Source organism: Paenibacillus sp. FSL R5-0378 (assembly GCF_038009285.1).
In the GTDB taxonomy this organism is placed as follows: Bacteria; Bacillota; Bacilli; order Paenibacillales; family Paenibacillaceae; genus Paenibacillus_AQ; species Paenibacillus_AQ favisporus.
Genome location: NZ_JBBPAY010000001.1, coordinates 4293255 through 4313012, shown reverse-complemented (window position 1 = coordinate 4313012; position 19758 = coordinate 4293255). Strand labels below are relative to the sequence as shown.

Annotated in this window: 20 protein-coding genes; 4 read left to right on the top strand and 16 right to left on the bottom strand. The window is 50.1% G+C overall.

Translation table 11 applies throughout. The features are described 5' to 3' along the window. Window positions 1–28 precede the first annotated feature (28 nt). From MKY74_RS20055 to MKY74_RS20020, 8 genes are all read right to left on the bottom strand, one after another. On the bottom strand, window positions 29–397 hold the full coding sequence (locus tag MKY74_RS20055) for a YxeA family protein (RefSeq protein WP_076165784.1): 369 nt from the start codon (window positions 395–397) through the stop codon (window positions 29–31). 13 nt (window positions 398–410) lie between these two features. After that, the gene (locus tag MKY74_RS20050; RefSeq protein ID WP_076165787.1) at window positions 411–2342 is read right to left on the bottom strand and encodes an ABC transporter permease; all 1932 of its coding nucleotides are present in this window, start codon (window positions 2340–2342) and stop codon (window positions 411–413) included. Next, a complete protein-coding gene (locus tag MKY74_RS20045; RefSeq protein ID WP_076165790.1) occupies window positions 2329–3096 on the bottom strand; it encodes an ABC transporter ATP-binding protein in 768 nt (255 codons plus the stop codon). Before MKY74_RS20045 ends, MKY74_RS20050 begins: the two co-directional genes overlap by 14 nt. A 261-nt stretch (window positions 3097–3357) precedes the next feature. After that, window positions 3358–4581, bottom strand: a complete 1224-nt coding sequence (locus tag MKY74_RS20040) for a cytochrome P450 family protein (protein WP_076165793.1) — start codon at window positions 4579–4581, stop codon at window positions 3358–3360. 19 nt (window positions 4582–4600) lie between these two features. Then, window positions 4601–5221: a TetR/AcrR family transcriptional regulator gene (locus tag MKY74_RS20035; RefSeq protein WP_244169149.1), complete on the bottom strand. Its 621-nt coding sequence runs from the start codon at window positions 5219–5221 to the stop codon at window positions 4601–4603. A 136-nt stretch (window positions 5222–5357) separates the two neighbouring features. After that, window positions 5358–6440 (bottom strand): hypothetical protein, encoded by a 1083-nt coding sequence (locus tag MKY74_RS20030; RefSeq protein ID WP_076165797.1) that lies wholly within the window; start codon window positions 6438–6440, stop codon window positions 5358–5360. A 182-nt stretch (window positions 6441–6622) separates the two neighbouring features. After that, complete coding sequence (locus tag MKY74_RS20025; RefSeq protein ID WP_076165801.1) at window positions 6623–6823, bottom strand: hypothetical protein; 201 nt, start codon at window positions 6821–6823, stop codon at window positions 6623–6625. 65 nt (window positions 6824–6888) lie between these two features. Next, window positions 6889–7737: a hypothetical protein gene (locus MKY74_RS20020; RefSeq protein ID WP_076165806.1), complete on the bottom strand. Its 849-nt coding sequence runs from the start codon at window positions 7735–7737 to the stop codon at window positions 6889–6891. 248 nt (window positions 7738–7985) lie between these two features. On the opposite strand from MKY74_RS20020, the gene MKY74_RS20015 reads away from it, so the two are divergent. After that, window positions 7986–8513, top strand: coding sequence for a hypothetical protein (locus MKY74_RS20015; RefSeq protein WP_076165810.1), 528 nt, complete (start codon window positions 7986–7988; stop codon window positions 8511–8513). Between the two features lie 247 nt (window positions 8514–8760). On the opposite strand, the gene MKY74_RS20010 is transcribed toward MKY74_RS20015, so the two are convergent. The 5 genes from MKY74_RS20010 to MKY74_RS19990 all read right to left on the bottom strand — a co-directional run bounded on the left by MKY74_RS20010 (window position 8761) and on the right by MKY74_RS19990 (window position 13190). Then, complete coding sequence (locus MKY74_RS20010) at window positions 8761–8928, bottom strand: hypothetical protein (RefSeq protein ID WP_341012776.1); 168 nt, start codon at window positions 8926–8928, stop codon at window positions 8761–8763. Next, entirely contained in the window at window positions 8886–9179 is a 294-nt protein-coding gene (locus tag MKY74_RS20005; RefSeq protein WP_341012774.1) for an NUDIX domain-containing protein, read from the bottom strand. Before MKY74_RS20005 ends, MKY74_RS20010 begins: the two co-directional genes overlap by 43 nt. A gap of 71 nt (window positions 9180–9250) precedes the next feature. Continuing rightward, window positions 9251–11599 carry an RNA polymerase recycling motor HelD gene (gene helD, locus MKY74_RS20000; protein WP_076165814.1) on the bottom strand — a complete coding sequence of 783 codons (2349 nt, stop codon included), beginning with the start codon at window positions 11597–11599 and terminating at the stop codon, window positions 9251–9253. Window positions 11600–12094: 495 nt separating this feature from the next. Next, on the bottom strand, window positions 12095–12877 hold the full coding sequence (locus MKY74_RS19995; RefSeq protein ID WP_076165817.1) for an NAD-dependent epimerase/dehydratase family protein: 783 nt from the start codon (window positions 12875–12877) through the stop codon (window positions 12095–12097). A gap of 28 nt (window positions 12878–12905) precedes the next feature. Beyond that, a complete protein-coding gene (locus MKY74_RS19990; protein ID WP_076169305.1) occupies window positions 12906–13190 on the bottom strand; it encodes a GNAT family N-acetyltransferase in 285 nt (94 codons plus the stop codon). A 220-nt stretch (window positions 13191–13410) separates the two neighbouring features. Between MKY74_RS19990 and MKY74_RS19985 the strand changes: the two genes are divergently transcribed. Next, the gene (locus MKY74_RS19985; RefSeq protein WP_076165820.1) at window positions 13411–14820 is read left to right on the top strand and encodes an amino acid permease; all 1410 of its coding nucleotides are present in this window, start codon (window positions 13411–13413) and stop codon (window positions 14818–14820) included. 85 nt (window positions 14821–14905) lie between these two features. Here MKY74_RS19985 and MKY74_RS19980 read toward each other — a convergent pair whose 3' ends face one another. Then, window positions 14906–15589: a hypothetical protein gene (locus MKY74_RS19980; RefSeq protein ID WP_244169150.1), complete on the bottom strand. Its 684-nt coding sequence runs from the start codon at window positions 15587–15589 to the stop codon at window positions 14906–14908. 179 nt (window positions 15590–15768) lie between these two features. Between MKY74_RS19980 and MKY74_RS19975 the strand changes: the two genes are divergently transcribed. Beyond that, complete coding sequence (locus MKY74_RS19975) at window positions 15769–17280, top strand: stalk domain-containing protein (RefSeq protein ID WP_167372821.1); 1512 nt, start codon at window positions 15769–15771, stop codon at window positions 17278–17280. A gap of 91 nt (window positions 17281–17371) precedes the next feature. On the opposite strand, the gene MKY74_RS19970 is transcribed toward MKY74_RS19975, so the two are convergent. Next, window positions 17372–17914, bottom strand: coding sequence for a hypothetical protein (locus MKY74_RS19970; RefSeq protein ID WP_076165827.1), 543 nt, complete (start codon window positions 17912–17914; stop codon window positions 17372–17374). Between the two features lie 236 nt (window positions 17915–18150). On the opposite strand from MKY74_RS19970, the gene MKY74_RS19965 reads away from it, so the two are divergent. Continuing rightward, window positions 18151–18744: an NADPH-dependent FMN reductase gene (locus MKY74_RS19965; RefSeq protein WP_076165832.1), complete on the top strand. Its 594-nt coding sequence runs from the start codon at window positions 18151–18153 to the stop codon at window positions 18742–18744. Window positions 18745–18837: 93 nt separating this feature from the next. Here the strand turns inward: MKY74_RS19965 and MKY74_RS19960 are convergent, their stop codons facing one another. Next, on the bottom strand, window positions 18838–19680 hold the full coding sequence (locus tag MKY74_RS19960) for a nucleotidyltransferase domain-containing protein (protein WP_076165835.1): 843 nt from the start codon (window positions 19678–19680) through the stop codon (window positions 18838–18840). Window positions 19681–19758 lie beyond the last annotated feature (78 nt).

Genomic DNA, 19758 nt, shown 5'->3' with positions numbered 1-19758 from the left:
TGAATAAATCGTGGTTCACGCAGAGAGATTAGTTCCCTGCACCGTCCAGCTTCTGCTTCGCTCCTTCCGGCAGCTCATCGGCCTTCACTTCTTGATAGGAACTGACCCCATCCCCTTTTACATAAATCCGCAAATAAGCGTCCCTGCGCAGTTCCTTATGTGCCGTAAAAGTCAGAGCTTTTTGTTTCCCGCTTGGATCAAAACCATCCAAGTTGTATTCGTAATAAACATATTTCTCACCATTGTCCGTTTTGTCTTCCATTCGTTTTCCGTCTTGGTTAATCTGCACATAATACTGCTGCGCACCGAGGCGGTTCAAATTCACGTTTTGGATAAATACGACGAATCCGACCAGAACGATCAAAATAACCGCTATTGAGATAAGTCCTTTTTTCACTTCAATCCACTCCTCACTTTACATTCGTAACGATTTTGTAGTAGCTGTTGACGGTCAGGAAATAATAAACGAGATAAATGCAGATATAAATGCCCATGCAGCTGACGACGGGAACGACCAGACTGGTCATCATCAGGTTCGATAAAGCCGATAAGGCCACGGCGCAGTGGGCAATGCCGGCCGCAAGGGGCAGCGCGAATACAAACAGCACCTGCTTGGCGACCGATTTGCGGATTTCGCTTTTTTTAACGCCGATTTTATGCAAAATCAAATACCGGGCTTTGTCGCTGCTTGCTTCCGTCAGCTGCTTGAAGTAAATAATGCTGCCTGTCGCCGCCAGGAATACGAGCCCCAGGAATCCGCCCATAAAGATCATCAGTCCGGTTGACTCCATACCCCGTGCATAATCACTATAGAAGCTCGCCAAGCCGGCGTTCTCGGGCAGAATGCTGCTCAGCTGCTTGGTCAGTTCCTTGGCCTTGTCCTGATGCGTGATCTCGTATGCTTGGACGGTCAAGGATTTGGCTTTGTGCTGAAGCGCCGCGAACAAATCGTCGCTGACGACCAAGGTGGAATAGACGGTCCCGAGGTTCAGCACGCTGTACGTTTTCAATTCGGTAAAATGGATCTGTTCATGGATTCCCTTTCCAGTCAGCACAATGGTAGAACCTTCGTATGCCGGTGAAATCCCCTTCATATACCCGGGCTCCAGAGCCGCGGCATCGCTGCCTTGAAGGCTGAGCACTTCGTCCCGTCCTTGCAGCTTGGCCAGCTTGTTGAAGGTGTGGTTCGACATCACCGTAAACGTCTGATCATTGGAGCCGTCTGTTTGCCCCAGTCCCGTTGTGTCGGCATCCACTTCAAGCAATGGAATGGACTCATGATAGATCACTTTGTGACCTAGAGCTTGTTCGATTGCCTGATCTGCTTTGTTATCTGTCGCTTTGTCCCCTCCGATAAACATGTAGCTGTTCGGGTTCGCCAGCGCCACATTGATCCGGTTATTGTAATACAAGCTGTATGCTGTTCCGACCGCCGTCAGCGTCGTTGCGCTCAGCACGGCGATGATCGTCAGCGTGCGTGCATTCCCTTTCATCCGGTACAAAAGCTGGGAAGTTCCAATCAGGTTCAACCCCCGCCAATAGCTTCTTTTCCGTTTGCGGGCCAGCTTCAGCAGTGTAACGGTCAATGTGTTAAACAGCAGATACGTGCCGAGAATAACCGAGACCAGAATAACTAACGGGGTCACCAGCACACCAATCGTTTTCCATGCCTGTGACGTCAGCATGTTTTGCAGCGCAAGCCAGTAGCCGAAACCAACAAGCAAGACTGATAGAAGAGCAATCCACACCGATGACCGAGGTTCCTTCTCCCGCTCCTGGTCCGCCCGGAACAACTCAATCAGCTTGAACCGGTAAATCAGGCGGTAGCCTTGCACCGAAGTGATCAGCGTAATGATTAAGAACACGGTAATCGTGTTCAGGACGGCTGCCGGGGAAATGGCAAAGTTCGGCATGGCATCGTAACCCATCACGTTCATCAGAAGCATGACAAAAAAACGGCTGAGCACGGCTCCAAGCGCAATGCCGACCAGCAGTGCCAACACACCCATCAGGAAATTTTCATAAAAGAGCATGCGGCCGATCTGCTTTTTTCGGACGCCGAGTAATGAGTACAGTCCGACCTCCTTTTTGCGCTTACGCGTAAAAAATGAATTCGAATACCAGATAAAGATGGCGACGAAGATGATCAGGACGACGGCCGCTCCGCTGAACGCCGAGTTGATTTTATCTGACCCTTCCGATGCCGATTGAATGGTATGATCGTACTTCAACGACACAAACGTAAAATAAATAACGATGCTGAAAATCATTGATGCAAAATACAGAAAATAATGTTTGAAGTTATTCCGGATATTTTTGCCGGCGATATTAAACAATGTCATCTTCCTCACCTCCAAGCGTCGCCAGAACCTCGAGTATTTGACCAAAAAACTGTTTTCGTGAGAGATCATCCTTCCGGAGTTCCATGAACAGCCGGCCGTCGTTGATGAAAATGACCCGCTTGCAGTAACTCGCCGCATTCGCATCATGCGTAACCATCATAATGGTGGATCGATTTGCCTGATTCAGCCGGCTCAAGCTTTCCAGAAGGCGGGTGGCCGACTTCGAATCGAGCGCGCCGGTCGGTTCGTCCGCCAAAATCAGGCTCGGATTGGCCACGATCGCCCGGGAAGCCGCTGCCCGCTGCTTTTGTCCGCCCGAGATATGGTACGGGTACTTATCCAGGATTTCACGGATTCCAAACGTGTCGGCAATCTCGTTAACCCGCTGTTCGATCTCTGCCGCCGATACTTTGGACAGGGCCAGCGGGAGCAGAATGTTTTCCTTGACCGTGAGTGTATCGAGCAGGTTATAGTCCTGAAAAATAAAGCCGAGCTTATTCCGTCGGAAATCGGACAGCTTTTCTTCATTCATAGTCACGATGTTGTGCCCATCAATGATGATTTCCCCGGAAGTCGGCGTGTCGATCGTCGAAAAAATGTTCAACAGGGTGGATTTCCCCGCACCGGAAGGTCCCATGATGCCGACGTATTCGCCCTCTTCGATGCTAAGGCTGATATTGTGCAGTGCCGTATATTGGTTTCCTTTGGTGCCAAAGGTTTTATTGACGTTCTCCGCTTGCAGTATCGTTTTCATGAGTGTCTCCTTCAATTGGGTTGTATTCATTCCTTATCGCTTACATCACTCATGTTAAATCCTGAACCTTTCAGCATGTTAATCCCAACCTTACAGGAACCTTAAATTGATAGAAGGTGCAACAAAACGGAGAGAACCTTTATGAGCTGCGGTCACAAATAAAAACTCGCCTGTCTTCAGGCGAGTTGATCAATGAATTGTAAGCAATATAAAAAGTCCGCATTTCGCGGACTTTTCCTCTAACATGAATATGAAGAAGCTTTAAAAGCTGACGGGAAGGCTCACCAATGATCGGAGCGTACTGTAGTGATATGCCAGGTCTTCCGGTTTCACGTCGAGACGCAGGTTGGGAAAGCGCCGCATTAGGGAGCCGAACGCGATTTGTCCCTCCATGCGGGCAAGGGGTGCTCCCAAGCAAAGATGGATTCCTCTGCCAAACGCCAAATGATCGGTTTCTTGTCTTGTGATGTCCAGCCGCTCTGGGCCGTCAAATCGGCTTGCATCCATATCCGCTCCGGCCAGCGAGACCATAACCATCTCGCCTTTTCGAATAAGTGTACCATGGATCTCGATATCTTCATCTGCAACCCGGCCCGTAATCATAACCGGCCCCGCATACCGGAGCAGCTCTTCAACCGCACCCGGCAGAAGGGTCGGATCCTCACGTAGCAGCTGCATTTGTTCTGGATGCTGAAGCAGTGCCAGGGTTCCGTTGCCGATCAGATTCACGGTCGTTTCATGTCCTGCCGTAATGAGCAGCCAAATGGTAGAGAGCAGCTCGTTCTCGTTAAGTTTATCGCCCTCGTCATATGCCTGCAGCAAACCGCTGATAACATCGTTACCGGGCCGCACCCTCTTTTCGGAAATCAAAGATTGAATGTAATCAATAAACTCCTGTAGGGCTTCTTGAACCAAGTTTGCTTGGCCGGGGTTCAGCGCGCCTTCGGCCAGCTTGTGGGTCCACTCGCGAAATCGCGCCTGATGATGGCCGGGGATTCCCAGCATCTCCGAGATTACGATGATAGGCAGCGGATAAGCAAATTCAGAAATGAGTTCCATCTTGCCCCGGCTGACCACCTTATCCAGCAGCTCGTCGGCGATTTGTTGGATGCGCGGGCGCAGATCCTCAATCATTCGGGGCGTAAATGCTTTGGAGACCAAACGCCGGAGCCGGGTATGGTCGGGTGGATCCACCATGAGCATATTAGGCATGCTTTTGAACCATTCGAGCAATTCATTGACGGAGCTTTTCTCAGGTGAAGATTGTTGCTGTGAAGCGAACTTTCGCCGGTCCGAAAGGAACCGGGGATCTTTCAAAATCGCTGAGACATCCTCATACCGAAAAGCTATCCAAGCTTTGCCCATGCCAAAAAAGTCGTCAAGCCGGTAAAGTCTTTCCTGTCGATTGACCAGTTTTTGGTAAAACGCATTGAAATCACGCATCGTTTCCGGTGCCACCAAATCACTGCTGGTGATGTCTTTCACGGCCGCTCACCTCTTCACTTTAGTTTTCCATACCGTATCGGATCATGTCACATAAAGCTTCCAATTCCTCCATAAGGCTGCGGGTATAGGCTTCGTCAATATGGCTCATCCCCTTCGTCTCATCCAGAAACTTCGTTTCGAAATGTCTGGTTACAGACATGACGAGCTCGAATGCATACGTTCGATTTACGCCTTCGCGAAGGGGAACCTTGTCAAAAAGCTGTGCCAACAGCGCATTTCGGGCTTCGCTCACCTGGCCGTACTTATCCTCGATTTCCTCCTTCAAGCCATCCGGTGTGGCATAAAATGCCTCATATACCAACTTCCATTCATCCGGATGCTCGCGAAAATAGCCGAGTTTCGCACGGCTTAACTCCGTGATGGCTGTAAAAAAATCAGCATGTTCCGTAGTCCGCTCATCAAAATGGATACCCGTTCGGACCTTCTCAAAGCAGTGGTCCACTAAGCTAAGATACAGTTTCTTCTTACTTGTGAAATGGTGAAAGATCAAAGCTTTGGAGATCCCGGCAGCAGCCGCCAGCATTTCCGTTGAAGTGTTCTTGTAGCCGTTGCGGGCAAACACAGTTAAGCAGGCTTGCAAAATTTTCTCCTGTTCGTAGAGCTGTATCGGCAGTCTCATCACCTCTTTTTGAGTATGCTGACCAATTGGTTAGTAAAATCATACAGGATGCTGACCTGCTGGTCAACATAAATGACAAAAAAATCCACCTGCAGAAAGCAGATGAATTTTTTGAAGGTAAAGGTGTACAGGTTTCCTAGTCTCCTCCCCCTCCACAGGAACTGCAGGATGAGGAGCTGCACGAGGACGAGCTGCAGGAAGAATCGCTGGACGAACTGCAAGAAGAATCGTTGGAAGAACTGCAAGAAGAATTTCCGGAATCATCGCCGCTAGGGCTGTCACTGTCCGGAGATAGGCCTGAATCGTCCACCCCAGGATTTGTCGAAGGATCGCTGTCAGAAGGATTCCAATCGCCCGAAGGGTCGTCATCATTCCACGGATCCGTATCCATGGCCGTCAGAAACAGAATGGAGCTGAACGGATCTACCGTCACCCCGTTCTCCTCACTTCGGCGGATGCCGGTGGATTGACCTCGGCCGCTTCTGGGAGGCAAAGGACGGCTTGCCCTCAATGTGCCGGGTTTTGCTGACTTGACGTCACGATAATGTTTTCGGATCGAGCCGATGATGGCCAGTTGAATGGCTTCGATTGCGGCATCGGAACTGCTCTGAAAATATCGGCTGCGGATCTCTTGATCGTTTAGATTGTCGAAGGTTTGAAAGAACTCTTCGTCGATTTTAAATTGGAAAAACGGATTCAGAAGTGCCTCGTTTGCCGGATAAATGTGAAACAGCATGCTGTAGATCAAATCATACCGTGCCCTCTCTTCTTCCGGCAATTTTTTATTATTCGTGTAGGCCACGTTAGGTTGATGATGAATAAACCGTCCTGCGAACGTGGTGCAGAAGCGATCATAATCGCGGGTAAACATCAGCATTTCATGCCAGATCAGGTCGGCATCTTTACTGAACATGGGAACCTGCTTGAGAATCGCGCACATAAGAAAGAACCTCTTCACTTCCAGAAGCATCCATTGATATTGGGCTTGGCTGATGGGATGGCGCTCCATAACCCGCTGCTTTACGTGCTCCATATAGTCCGTTCCCAGCGCGTTCTCCAATCGTATGGCGAGATCGGATAAACCTTGTATCTCTTTATTGATGCCTATGTATGGGGGTATGGGTGTATCAAACCCGTGACCCTTATTCCCTTCTTTTGAGTTATCCCCGGAAGCCGAACCGGAACCCAGCAATCTTTTCAAAAATGACAGCAAACTCATGTTTCTCCTCCTTATGCCGTGGATTTCGGTCCCCAATGGAAATGAATCCCCTTCAATGAGATTACCATATCACGGGAAGGAAGCAATGACACTTTCGTTACTGGAAATCCGTTTCCTATAAAAAGGCAAACCCCCGCTTCTCTAAGAAACAGGGGTTCACCATACACCATTCACTTCCAGGATTAAGAGCTTTGTTTGGCTGACTTCAGTCTGGCCAGTTCTTCCTGAACTTCCTGCTGACGCGACCAATCGGTTAATTTGTCAGCCGCTTGATAAGCCAGCGTCCCTGCTTCTACGTGCATCAGTTTCTGCTCCATGCGCTCAAAACCGCGGGAGATTTTGGTGATATCCGATACCGGAGCAGTCTTTGCCGTATCCCTCATCGTATTCACCGCATTAGCACGAACAAGTAGAAAGGTGAGCTTGTCGGTGAGCTCTTTGTAAAATATTAGCCGTGTAAAGTGTTTAGTTTCCGAAACAATTTACGGATCCACCCGACGATTACAGGGACCAAAAACAGCATGACGAATCCGGCAGCGATGAGAACCCCGGTTTGCGTTTCCTTTTCACTGGAGAGCATTTCCTCTACACTGCTCCCAATCAAAATCATACGCTGATCTTCTCCCTCGCCGGGCAGATGAATGGGCTCCAGATGTCCGTTAACGGCCCGGCCGATCACCGTGATCCTTTGCCCTAGACTAAGCGCGTGATAACCGTATGCCGTCTCCTTAGGGCTCTCCACAAGCAGCGGGCGGGATGTTTCCCCCTCATGGACAAAGGGGAGTTGGCTCGTTTCTACTGTTTCGAAATCCAGAGGCAGCCAGCCGGAGTAGAATTTGAAACGTTCACTTTCCACTTTAACGCCTTGAATGCTTAAATTCCCCCATACTTGCGGGACGGCGTCTTCATTCCACATATAGTTACATCCGCTTTTGCTGCAATGCCAATTAAACTTTTCCTTTTGAAGGAGCAGGTAACGCTGCCGTAACTTGCCTTGATCCGCTGCAGCGGTCTCCCCCTCAGCTTCTCCTTCGATCCGGACGATCCCGTTCGTGTCTGCTGTCAGCTGCTGAACCGGAGCCGCATGTGAGATTAATGAGGCCAACCTGGCCGAGTCCCAATACAGCAGCAGTAAGCCGGCTAATATGAAAAAGCCCAGGAATTTTAATAAACCCAGCCAAAGACGGGAAGCCCGGCTTCCGGCCAGTTTCCCCTTCCGCTTGGATTTACCTTTGCGATCCCCTTGATGAGTCTTTGTGCTGCTGTGCTTTGTTTGACGTTTCGAATGCCTGGCCACGCGCTCGTTCCCCCTGTGAGCTCAAAAATGTTGTCCTTGTAACATTACGGAGCCGCACTAGATCGGGTTTCAGCAGCGTGCACCTGTGTGCTTGATGATTCATACACTTTTCCTGTTCCCTGAATTTGGCTTGCAATTTGCAGGATCTTCCATTATTTTTTTGAATGATGCCGGTATGTGCTGCGTCCTGCTTGCAGGTGTCGGCTTTGATAAGTCCAAATATGATCGAATGACGAAAGGAGATGCCCATGAAGGAGTCGGGAGCTCTAGTTTCTCCACCAAGGGTCTGGTACCAAAAGAAAAGAAACATCCTGCGGATCGTCCTGCTATTGCTATGCCTGGTAGAACTGGCTATTGTCGGGGTGAAGTATGATGGTCATGTCCGCCAATTTTTGTGGATTGGAATCGCCGGATACTGCACAGCTTTAATATTTTTCAGCTATATTTTTACATACGTGGCGCTTCGGTACGGCAAACGGCAACCGGTTACGCGAAGAGCAGACTTGCTATTAGCCATTTTTATATTCTTCCTATCGTTATTCCCTATAATTATGCTTGGGAGAGTAACAGCGGATATCGTTCAGGGGCCAGTGGTCAAAACCGTGCACGTCGTCGAAATATGGGATCCTAGACGTGGCGGGGACCGCGTACGAACAGAGGACGGTAAGGAATACGAGCTCGGGTACAAGCAAATTGTCATAGAGAGTGGCGGCACTTACCGAATCGAGGCTCTGGAATATTCGGGAATGATTCTGGCAGCCGAGAAGCAGAACTAAATAAAAGATTCGATAAACTGAGAGCTGAGAGCATAACGAGCCCGCTGCAAAGCGGGCTTTCTCTTTATATGCCTTGTCAAACCGCCGCTTCCGATAAATTTGTTTGAACTCAGCCCAGAATTCTTTTCATTTGCACCGTAATGATTTTGCGGCCGTCATCTAACTGTGAAATTTTCAAATCGCTCCTAAAGCGGCGTAGAGTGGATAAAATGCAATAAAGATCGTTAGCCTACGCACTGATACGGAATTAAATCAGTTCAGGAAGCGCAAAGACGCCATGGTTCGTAAAGTCGCTGATGATCTCCTCAGGCAAATATTGAACGAGCTCCGACTTCGTGGCCCATCTATATTCATCGTGCTCATGCGAGAGGGTTACGTGCGGTTCGTCGGTTCTGCACAGATAAGATAAAAGCACAATTTGCCTCCCCGGATCCGTAAAAAATGTCGTTGCAAACAGCAATCGATCGATACTTGCGTGAAAATCCCCGCTTCTTCTTTAATTTCGCGAATCAAAGCGGTATCCAAATCCTCGCCAAACTCCAGATTCCCACCGGCTGTTTCCCAGCCTCCCGCGCCTACTTCGTCTGAACTGGATCGTTTGAGGATCAGGATACGGCCTTGATGGATGATTACAGCTTTTAATACGACAACGATCTTACCCGTCATGATATGGTCCTCCCCACATGCAGCGTCTCTCATTGTGATTGAAGATACATGAAATAGGGATGGTTTTCAATTCATAAAATCGAATCTTCCGCAATCCATGAAGAAGCCTCTTGAACAAAACGGCTCGGCTTCCCGATGCTGTACAATTGCAGTTCATGCATGGCCCGGGTACAGGCGGTATAGAACAGCCGACGCAAGCTCTCTTCTCCGTATTCTTCGTCCGAAGCGTTATAGACGATCACTGCATCGAACTCGATTCCTTTGGCCAAATATACCGGAATGACGACGATCCCCTGTTTATATTCGATCGAACCGCTGGTAACGAGCTTGATATCCTCCAGATCGTGAAGGGATTCAAATACGGATGCGCTTTGGGCTGCGGATTTGCAAATAATCGCAACGGTCCGGTGCCCCTGTTCCCGGAATTGTTTGACTTTTTGCCGAATGGACTGATGTAATTGCTCCGCGTCGGCAGCTCTCGTGAGTACGGGGCGGCTTCCGTTCCGGTCAAAAGGAATGATCTCTTCCCCATTCGGGATAAGCGCCCGTGTAAATTCGACGATCGGTCTGGTGGACCGGTAGCTTCGGTTCAAAATAATGGCATCGGTTTGTTCCTTTCCGTACAATTCGGCCAGCATGCCGAAATCATCCGTACCGTCGGCGTGCGCGAAGACTGCCTGGTTGAAGTCGCCAAGCACCGTCATTTTCGCCGCCGGGAACAGCCTTTTTATAAATTCGAATTGAAACGGCGAATAATCCTGCGCCTCATCCACGAGGACATGCCGGATCGAAACATTGGTCTGGAAGCCTTCGATCAGCTCTTTTAACAGCAAATAAGGTGTCGCGTCCTCATATAAAAGCTTCCCTTGGTCCATCTGTCGGGACGTCATTTCGCTGATTTCGTTCCATTCGGAAGGAAGTTCTGCTCCTTCAACCTCGCCGTCAGCCGGATGGGAAACCAGCATTTGCTTATAGATGGCCGGCGTATCGATAAAGCCCAAATCTTTAATTTGTTGCCGAATACGTCTGAATTTCCTGCTGACGATCCGGCGCGCGAGCTCCTTACGGACAAGTTCCAGATCCACATCCTCTTCCGATTCTTCGGTTAACCCGTGTTTTTTTCGAAGATGCGCATAAGCCTGCTGGTATTCATCATTGTCGACCAGCTCAACGGCGTCCTGCACCCAAGGCTTTCTTCTCTCGGCCTTCTCCGCTTCTTTGACCAGCTCCTTCAACCAATCCGACAACTTTTCCAATCTGTTGTTAAAGCGAAGCGTCGTGTGCTCACTGTAAAATCTATCCAGAATTTCCTCGGCGGAAACGAGCGTTTTGCCTTTAAAGGATATATCCTTGAATACCATTCCGGATTGTTCCAGCGCCTGGCGGCAGGATTGGATCCGATCAAAAAACGTCTTTGTCGCCTTAAAGCGGATACCCGCCATCCGTACCCGGTAATCCGGGTCTTCCGAAGCCGTAAGGACGTATTCCAGCTGCGTGTAAGGATCTTCAACGTCGAAGAAGCCGCTCAGCCGGTGATTCAGGTACTCCTGAAACGTGACCTGCTGCATATTCTCTTCCCCAAGCTCTGGCAGCACGCTGGAGACATAACTCTTGAACATGGCGTTTGGCGAAAATAAAAGCATTTGGTCCGCCGTCAAACGGTTCCGGTATTTGTACAGCAAATAAGCGATCCGCTGCAATGCCGCCGACGTCTTGCCGCTCCCGGCCGCCCCCTGAACAATGAGCAGACGTGCGCTGTCATGGCGGATAATCCGGTTCTGTTCCTGCTGAATCGTCGCCACGATGCTTCGCATGTGCGTGTCTGCGGATTGACCGAGCACCTGCTGGAGAATTTCGTCACCGATGGTGAGCCGGGTATCAAACATCGACTGAATAACTCCGCTGCGGATGATGTACTGCCATTTTTGCTCCAGCGTACCCTGAATCGGCCCGCCGGGCGTGATGTATTCAGCGGGACCCGGTGTGCAGTCGTAATACATGCTTGAGACCGGGGCTCTCCAGTCATAAATCAGGAACTTTTCACCGGTAGCATCCGTGAGTGAGGAAACGCCGATGTACACGCGCTCTGTCTCGTTCATTCCCTCTTCGGCAAAATCAATCCGCCCGAAATACGGCACATCCTGCATGCGCTGAAGCTGGGACAGCCGCTTGGAGGACTGACGGTGGCTGCCCTGGCTTAAGGAGAGAACCTCGGACTGCTGCCTTAAGCTGATAATCGTTTCTAGAAAATCGTCAAAGTTGTCCGTGTTCACCGTAACGTCTTCCCAGAAATGCTTACGGATGTCCACAACCTCTTGCCGGCGGCGGGCCGTTGCTTCCTCATATTCGTTGATCTGATCTTGGATGATGCCAATCACCTGATCCACCCGCTGCTGCTCCTGTTGAAGTTCTTGACTCATGAAGAAACACTCCTTTACACAAATGATTGTGAGTTACTGAAAAATAGGGGTTGACGGAACCGACGCTATGGTGTAAGATATAATTAGGAAATACTGATTAAATCAATAGGGATCACATGACGCATATTTAAATTTACCATGTTGCTTTCATTTTGGCAACTCTATTTTTGTTTACCTTCTAACTCCGCCTTTCACGGGATAACTTCCGTATGGCGGAGTTTTTTTATGATTATAGAATTTATAAATTTCAGCGAAGCTGAACCATTCTATAATCGCAAGAAAAACTTCGGCTAAATGCGGTCTGTCTTCTTTGAAGGTACGTCGATAGACGTTTTTCTTATGTTCCAATGCAAATATTTTGTGCCGCAACTCATTGATCAAAGTCAACAAGAAAAGGAGCTACACCGCCTGCAGACGACATAACTCCTTCGCAACTTTTTATAAAAGCAATTCCCGCTTTTCTCGGGAACATATTCAGAACCATTATTTCTATGCCTATTCCTTCTTTACCCCTGGACCGCCTTGGTATACTCCTTCCTCCTGCTTGATGTCGTCTTCGTCCAGCCCCTGCCGTGCCAGCACGTCCGCCGCGTTGTCCTTTGGCACATAGCCGATTTTTTCGCGCAGATATCCAATATCATAATAATTGTCGTCATTCGCTGAGGTTCCGTACATGGTCAAAAACTTAAGGGATGGATCTGCCTCAATGCAGCATTCGGCCAACTGCACCATATCGCGCCGGGAGATCCAAATATGAGCAGTACGGTCCGAGTGCGGACGGTCGTCGCCCGGAAAATTGCCGATCCGGATGTTCACGGAGGAAACTCCATACTTATCAGAATAATAACGGCCCAGAAGCTCGATATAGCTTTTGCTGAGTCCATAAAAGCTGTCGGGACGGTGATCCTCGGGCTTGATATGCTCTCCTACTTTATAAAAACCGGTGGCATGATTGGAACTCGCGAAAATAACCCTCGATACGCCGCCTTTACGGGCGCCTTCATAAATGTGATAAGCACCTGTCACGTTAATCGGGAGCACCTTCCCGAGGAAATCGTCTTCGTCTTTAGCCCAGCCAAAATGAAGCACCGTATCGATACCCTCCAGCGCTGCCGCCACAGCCTCTCCATCCGTGATGTCCAGCTTGCCGACTCCGTGCTCCGGATCGGGACGAATATCTGTTGCGACCACTTCATACTTGCCTGTCGACCGGAGTCCATCCGCTACACAGCTTCCGATCCGTCCGGCTGCACCGGTAACGAGTATTTTCCGTTTCACAGCTCCCACCTCATTCCTTTTTGTTCGATCAGCGTTCTTCCTGCTGCCACACATCCTTATAGTCTTTATGCCGCTTGAATTGAACATGGGCAAATGAGCAGGCGGGAATAATCTTCTTGCCTTCCTTCCGGGCCATATCCACCACCGCTTTGACCAGTTCATCCCCGATCCGCTGTCCTCGCAGCTCTTCGGACACATACGTATGGTCTATGACGATGGTTCTATCGTCTACGGGCTGAAAAGTGATTTCCGCCACCTCCCGGTCATCCTCTACCATCACGAACCCTTGACCCGCTTCACGGATTTCTCTCAACATTCCCACGCTCCTTGTGCAAAGTTGTTCCATCTTTGTTCTATCTTCTTTATTCTTCCCCGCCGAATGGACAAGCGAAACCTACAGAAGGCGTAACGTCATAAAATTGGCTCCCCTAAATTTTACTCTGGTGCTTTACCAGAAGAAAGTGTATGATTAATACTTGTCAGTGTTTTTTCAACAAGTCGATGCATTATTCATTCAAAAGGAGTTTGACATCATGACCAGACACAAACTGGGATTCTGGATTTTGACCGCTCTCGTCGTGGGGAATATGGTCGGTTCCGGAATTTTTATGCTGCCCCGCTCGCTGTCCGAAGCGGCCAGCCCTGCGGGCGTCATTCTGGCCTGGCTGGCGACTGGGCTCGGGGTTCTTATGCTGGCGCTGGTTTTCGGAAGCCTGGCTGTCCGTAAGCCGGAGCTGAGCGGCGGGCCGCAAATTTATGCGAAGGAGCTGTTCCGGGAAGGCTCACATGGCTCCCGCCTGGCCGGCTTCATGTCCACTTGGGGGTACTGGGTAGGCAATATAGCCGGGTTTGTCGCGGTGATTACGACCTTCGCCAGTTACCTGTCGACCTTTTTTCCCGTGTTGACCAGCGATAAAGTGTGGGTGGATACCGGAATATTGACGTTAAAGGCGGGCAATGTGCTGACATTTATCGTCTGCTCGCTTCTGCTGTGGGGCACGCATGCCATCTGCATGAAAGGCATGAACGGCGCGGGCCGATTGAATTTTATCGCGACGGCTACCAAAGTGGTTGGCTTTGCCTTGTTTATTATCATTGCTTTATTTGCTTTTCAAAAAAGCAACATCGGCCCCTTCCTGGCTCCACGGACCAATGACAACGGCGAAACGCTCAGCCTGCTGTCCCAGGTCAATGCTGCTGCCGTTGGAACGCTGTGGGCTTTTATCGGCGTCGAATCCGCCATGGTCTTTGCCGCCCGAGCCCGCCGCAAGCAGGACATCCGCCGCGCAACCATTGCCGGGCTGCTCATCTCCATCGTCCTGTATGTAGGCATCAGCATCCTGACGATGGGACTGCTGACGCAGGATCAGCTGATGGCTTCCCAGAATCCGCTGGTGGACGGCATCACAGCGGTAGTCGGCCCGATCGGCGGCAAGCTCCTCGCTGCGCTGGGCTTGATCAGCCTGCTTGGATCGACGATCGGCTGGGTGCTGCTGAGCGCCGAGGTGCCGTTTCAGGCCGCCAAGCTGGGCGTGTTTCTCCCTTCCTTTTCCAAGGAAAACGGAAAGGGCATGCCGAAGACGTCGCTATGGATTTCGAACGCAGTCGGTCAGGTTCTGCTGCTGTCGACGATCTCCGGCTCGATCTCGGCGGCGTTCGATTTTATCATTTACATTGCTACGCTTGCCTATTTGGTCCCTTATTTGATTGCTTCACTCTATCATATTAAGCTGATTTGGACCGGAGAAACCTTTACAGCTCGCAAAGAACGGGTAACCGAGGGCATGATCGCGGGGCTTGCGGCATTGTATTCGCTTTGGGTCATCATCGCGGGAACGGCGGATTTGAAAACCTTCCTGCTGGGCATCGTGTTGATCGTCAGCGGCATTCTGTTTTATCCGCTGCTGTTCAAGAAAGGCAAGGTACGCGGCACATCAAACTGATCATTACTGTATGAAACACAAAAAGGCGGCCATCTTGGATGGACGCCTTTTTCATAGGATTCCGTTGCGTCGACGGCTTCAACTTCTATGGCTTACCGATATACAGCTTACCGTTCGCAAAAATCGCCGAATATCCGAGCTTGTACAGCTCGAAATACGGAGCAAGCGGGTCTCCTTCAAGCCCGTATCGGTGCCATTGAAGGTAGTACGAAATCCAGTAGTCACAGGCAATGGAATAATAAGCCTCGCTCAACATTTGAACGGGTTCCTGATCATCCGTATGCTCACTCACCAGTTCAAACAACGATTCGTGTACGACGGGATCATATTCCTCCCGGAATTTTTCGAATTCGCTGCCGGATACGATGACTACTTCGGAGACCGTTTCGAGATACGCCGATGCCTCAACCGCTTCCTCCAGCTCGGAATGATCGTCCATCAGCTGCTTCAAACCGAGGATATGCCTTTTGCCGAGATCCCTGAGCTCCTCTTCGGATACATGATCGGATTTTCCGTTAAAATACCCGGGCACCCATTCCCCTTGAAAGTCCTGCGGATCCAGCATTTCATAGATCGGGAGGATGCGTTGTAAAAAGATATCACCGTCTTCCAAGGGTGCGAACGTAGCTTCCACCCCTTTTCCGCTGGGCATATAGATTTGAAAATAGCCGTAAAACATCTCTTCTTCAATGGGCCCTACAGTTTCTTCAGCCTCTTCTTCATCCATCAATCCAAGCACGTATTTTCCATACTCCTGCTGATCGATCATATCCGCCTCCTGTCTCTAGATTCTACTAAATAGAATTATAAAGCGGAGAGAGCGGCCGGGGCAACGGTTGGCCGGGCACGGAGCTTGTCCGATTAAGATTATGCTTGGGCCGCGCAACTTCCCGCATGATGCTTGCGTCTTGATTAGTAGATTCAAGTAAAAGAACACGGAGGATGATCATGAAATATTCCCACTTCATGCAAGGGGTGCTGCTAACTGCAGTGGTTGTGACGGCGGTATCACCCCATTCGCTTGCGGCAGCATCCACTCAACCGGGAGATCGAATGGATTCTGCAGCACGGTTATCGGTTTCCAGCTCTGCAGAGTCACCAGCCGCGTCAGCTTCCAGCACCGCCGCTTTGGGAACGGCTTTCGTTCAGGTAGCAGCCGGGAATTATTATTCGGTCGGACTCCGGGCAGACGGCTCGGTGTGGACCTGGGGAAGAAACTTATTGGGCGAACTCGGGATTCCCGATACTACGGCCGTTTCCAGCATGGTGGCACCTGTTCGTCTCAACACACTGCCACCATTGAACTCGATAGCTACCGACGGGTATGGTTACCAATTGGGCGTCGCACGCGACGGTACGGTATGGGAATGGGGATCACGACCGGGCTACGTCCGGGAAACCCAGGTTCCGCGAGCACTCCGGGGTTTATCCGGGATCTCGCAAGTAACGACATTGCAAAAATACAGCTTTGGTCTCGGAAGCGATGGGTCCGTTAAAGCGTGGATGAAAGATCAGAAGAGCGGCGATTCGAGCCAGCCGATTTCAGTTAAGGGCTTGAAAAATATCGTCCAGCTGCAGTCAGCTTCCGATTATATCTGTGCGCTGGATTCCGCCGGATCTGTCTGGAGGTTTACGGTGAACACTTCAGACAATCAGCTTCACTTCTCCGTACCGATCCGAATACAGGGTTTGCCGGCATTGAAGCAAATTTCCACGCAGCATGCCTATGACGCTTATGGAGTAGACAGATCCGGCAAGGTTTGGAAATGGTCGTCTATCCAAGCTTCTTCCGGCACAGAAAAGCTGTATGTAAAGCCAGTGAGCATTCAGCCGTCCCTTCAGGTTCAAAATGTGTATGCTTCCATCGGTTATATGTTGCTGGTGAGCCGGCAAGGCGAAGTGTGGATGTACGACGGCAAACCGGGCCGATCGGCCGTTAAAGTCAAAGGATTGCAGCGGATCGTATCGGCATCGGCCGGGGATACCCATCGTTTGGCCGTTGATGCCAAAGGCCAGGTGTACGGCTGGGGGGCAAACAATTGGAATGAGGTTGGCGTCGCGCGTAATGCGGGTGACGGCATGGAATACGCACCGGTTCCCATTCAGCGGCCGATCACCATTCGGATCAACGGCAGCCTGCTCCCCGCCTCCTTCCCAGCGGTCAACAAGAATAACTCGATCATCGTCCCTGTAAAAAGCATAGCGAAGGAGCTCGGAGGCTCTCTCGAGGCCTCTACAACTCAGGAAGGGACCACTTACAAGCTTCAATACGGCCAAACTACGGTGACTTTCCGTCTCGGCTCGGCCGAAGCTGCTATACAGGGGCGGTCCATGGCATTATCCAGCCCGGTAAGTATGATAAACGGCGCCGTTATGGTGCCAGCTTCCCTGTTCAAACAGCTGGGATGCCAGGTCGATTGGAATCCGAATCTTGCCGAGCTGAGCATTCAGGGCAAGTAACAGGCTGTTCATGCACTGTTAGCACGCGCCGCTAAATGCGGTGTGTACTTTTTTTATAGCGTAATTGCCTAACGATAATTGTAGCTAAATTTCATTCAGCGGTGATATGCTTAAGCAAAGCCAACAGCTCTCTGATCCTGGGAGCAAGGTCCTCGTTTCCGTTCATGATCCGGATGAACTCCGCTTCACCCTGTTTTAGCAGCACACCGCTGAAATAATAATATCCATAAAAAGGATCCGGCTCGTAACCGCGAGGTTCTTCTTCCTCCCACTCCTCCTCGTCTCCGTCTTCTTGCTCGGGCCAGAGGTACTTGTCATCCAGCAGCTCTTTCATGGAGTTTATCGAGCCCACTTCTTGAATATCCTGATCTGCTAATGCAGAAGCTACAGCAAGGAATAAATCGATCTCTTCGATGGAAACCTGTACCGGTTCCACCGTCCTTAGCTTCTCCATCAGTGCAAGAATGGTCCATGGGGTCACCTGCCACAAGGTCCCTTGATGTTCGATCAATCCCGCTAGGGAAGCGTACTGTTTTTCTTTAATGAACCGTGGAATGTCCGTGCCTCTCCCATAGGCCGTCGTCAATCGATGCCATGGAACGTTTGGAATTTGAATATCGGTATTAGCCTTCATCGATGACCTCACCTCTCGCTCTCTATCTTACTTGCTCTGCTTTTATTTATTTCAACGCCGCAGTACATGCTTCCTTTTTCCAGAGGTTAGCACCTTAGTTACTTAAATAAAGTTTTTATGTTGACAATATTAAATTTAAAAAATATAATAACTTACGTAAAGTAACTTACTGATGAATTCAGACTGCAGTCGGTTCATAATCCAAATACATCATAGATGGTTCAGGTGGTGCAAACATGTCGTTTTTCAAAAAATTATTTGGCACAGCAGCCAAGGAGGAAGTTACAATGAGCAAATTGAACATCGGTATTATTTTGGGAAGCACGCGTCAAGGCCGGGTAAGCCCGCAAGTAGGACAATGGATCAAGGAGATTGCCGACCAACGCGGTGACGCTAACTACGAAATCGTGGATATCAGCGATTATAATCTGCCTTTCCTCGGAACGACAGATGGATCCGAACCTGGCATCGCTGCCTGGAACCAGAAGCTCGGAGAACTGGACGGCTTCGTGTTCATCGTTCAGGAATACAACCACAGCATTACCGGCGCGCTGAAAAATGCGATTGACTTCGCCCGTGAAGCGTGGAACAACAAGGCAGCAGGCATCGTGAGCTACGGCTCTACCGGCGGCGCCCGCGCAGCGGAACATCTCCGCGGTATCCTGGGAGAACTGTTGGTTGCCGACGTTCGCGTTCATCCAACGCTGTCTCTGTTCACCGATTTTGAAAACGGATCGGTCTTTAAACCGCAAGCCCTTCATCTGGACAATGTCAATGCGATGCTGGATCAAGTCGTGGCTTGGAGCGGAGCCCTCAAGACTTTAAGATAATTGTATAGTCAATCCAAATAAATGCAAAAAAGCTGCCGAATTCCCGGCAGCTTTTTTGATATTTTCCTGCATGCTTGCTTTCCCTCACTTGCTTCAATCCCCCGTGGTGACCAGCCTATTGGTTTCCTGCACCAGCTTGCGCAGAATATCAAGCGCCTCCTGTAACCGTCCAGCATTTGCCGATACCAAGGTGAATATTTGATGGACACGCTCTGCATAGGCTGGCGGTACGATTTCGAAAGCGTCGGCGATGGCTGTCGCTCCCTTTTCGTTCATGCAATACTGATGATTTATGGCGAACAGCACCTGGTTCAAGCAGGATACCGCCCTGAAGCAGCATCCGCTCACATAAGAGATGTCTTTCTTGGCGACCCCTTTCATCCCGATGTCAAGCGAAAATTCGGCTTCCCACAAAAACTTGCCGATGACCGCTTGCCGGTATACGGCTGGGAAAGGCGACGTTTTGGACTTCAGTGCGGTAATGATGTCCGCAGGATCCCATAGCACTTGGCACAACGCGACTTCCGCCATGTAAATGGCGTTAATAAAGCCGTGAGGATGGCCTGGCTGATAATCAATCGTGACGTTTCCCTCGAGGCATTCTTCTATCACCATGGAGACTTTGCGGATATCGCGGTACAAAAAATCAACGGGGATTTGTTCGACGTGCAGCCAGCCCCCGCCATTGATCCAAGGTCCCCATCCGCCAATCTCCGTGATCAGGTCCGTTCGGCCGTCATCATCGAGGACAGCAGCGATCCGACGGAGTTCTTTGATGTCCAATCCTTCCCTTGAATCATAATAGATGCCGATATCGATATCGGATCCGGGATGATGCGTCCCTCTGGCTCTGGAACCACCAAGTACGATGGCCCTGACCCCATCAACCTGACCAAGATCCTGTGTTATTCGATGGATTATGGACTGAATATCCATGCCGGCTCACCTCATTCGACTCTTTTCATTTATTATAGCAGCCGCACAAACCGGATTTACGGTAGAAAACGATTTAAC

Bases quoted from the DNA above. Each gene is read 5' to 3' on its own strand.
- MKY74_RS20050 (WP_076165787.1), bottom strand. From the start codon at position 2,342: ATGACATTGTTTAATATCGCCGGCAAAAATATCCGGAATAACTTCAAA.
- MKY74_RS20045 (WP_076165790.1), bottom strand. From the start codon at position 3,096: ATGAAAACGATACTGCAAGCGGAGAACGTCAATAAAACCTTTGGCACC.
- MKY74_RS20035 (WP_244169149.1), bottom strand. From the start codon at position 5,221: ATGAGACTGCCGATACAGCTCTACGAACAGGAGAAAATTTTGCAAGCC.
- MKY74_RS20030 (WP_076165797.1), bottom strand. From the start codon at position 6,440: ATGAGTTTGCTGTCATTTTTGAAAAGATTGCTGGGTTCCGGTTCGGCT.
- MKY74_RS20025 (WP_076165801.1), bottom strand. From the start codon at position 6,823: ATGAGGGATACGGCAAAGACTGCTCCGGTATCGGATATCACCAAAATC.
- MKY74_RS20015 (WP_076165810.1), top strand. From the start codon at position 7,986: ATGAAGGAGTCGGGAGCTCTAGTTTCTCCACCAAGGGTCTGGTACCAA.
- MKY74_RS20005 (WP_341012774.1), bottom strand. From the start codon at position 9,179: ATGACGGGTAAGATCGTTGTCGTATTAAAAGCTGTAATCATCCATCAA.
- helD (WP_076165814.1), bottom strand. From the start codon at position 11,599: ATGAGTCAAGAACTTCAACAGGAGCAGCAGCGGGTGGATCAGGTGATT.
- MKY74_RS19985 (WP_076165820.1), top strand. From the start codon at position 13,411: ATGACCAGACACAAACTGGGATTCTGGATTTTGACCGCTCTCGTCGTG.
- MKY74_RS19980 (WP_244169150.1), bottom strand. From the start codon at position 15,589: ATGATCGATCAGCAGGAGTATGGAAAATACGTGCTTGGATTGATGGAT.
- MKY74_RS19975 (WP_167372821.1), top strand. From the start codon at position 15,769: ATGAAATATTCCCACTTCATGCAAGGGGTGCTGCTAACTGCAGTGGTT.
- MKY74_RS19970 (WP_076165827.1), bottom strand. From the start codon at position 17,914: ATGAAGGCTAATACCGATATTCAAATTCCAAACGTTCCATGGCATCGA.
- MKY74_RS19965 (WP_076165832.1), top strand. From the start codon at position 18,151: ATGTCGTTTTTCAAAAAATTATTTGGCACAGCAGCCAAGGAGGAAGTT.
- MKY74_RS19960 (WP_076165835.1), bottom strand. From the start codon at position 19,680: ATGGATATTCAGTCCATAATCCATCGAATAACACAGGATCTTGGTCAG.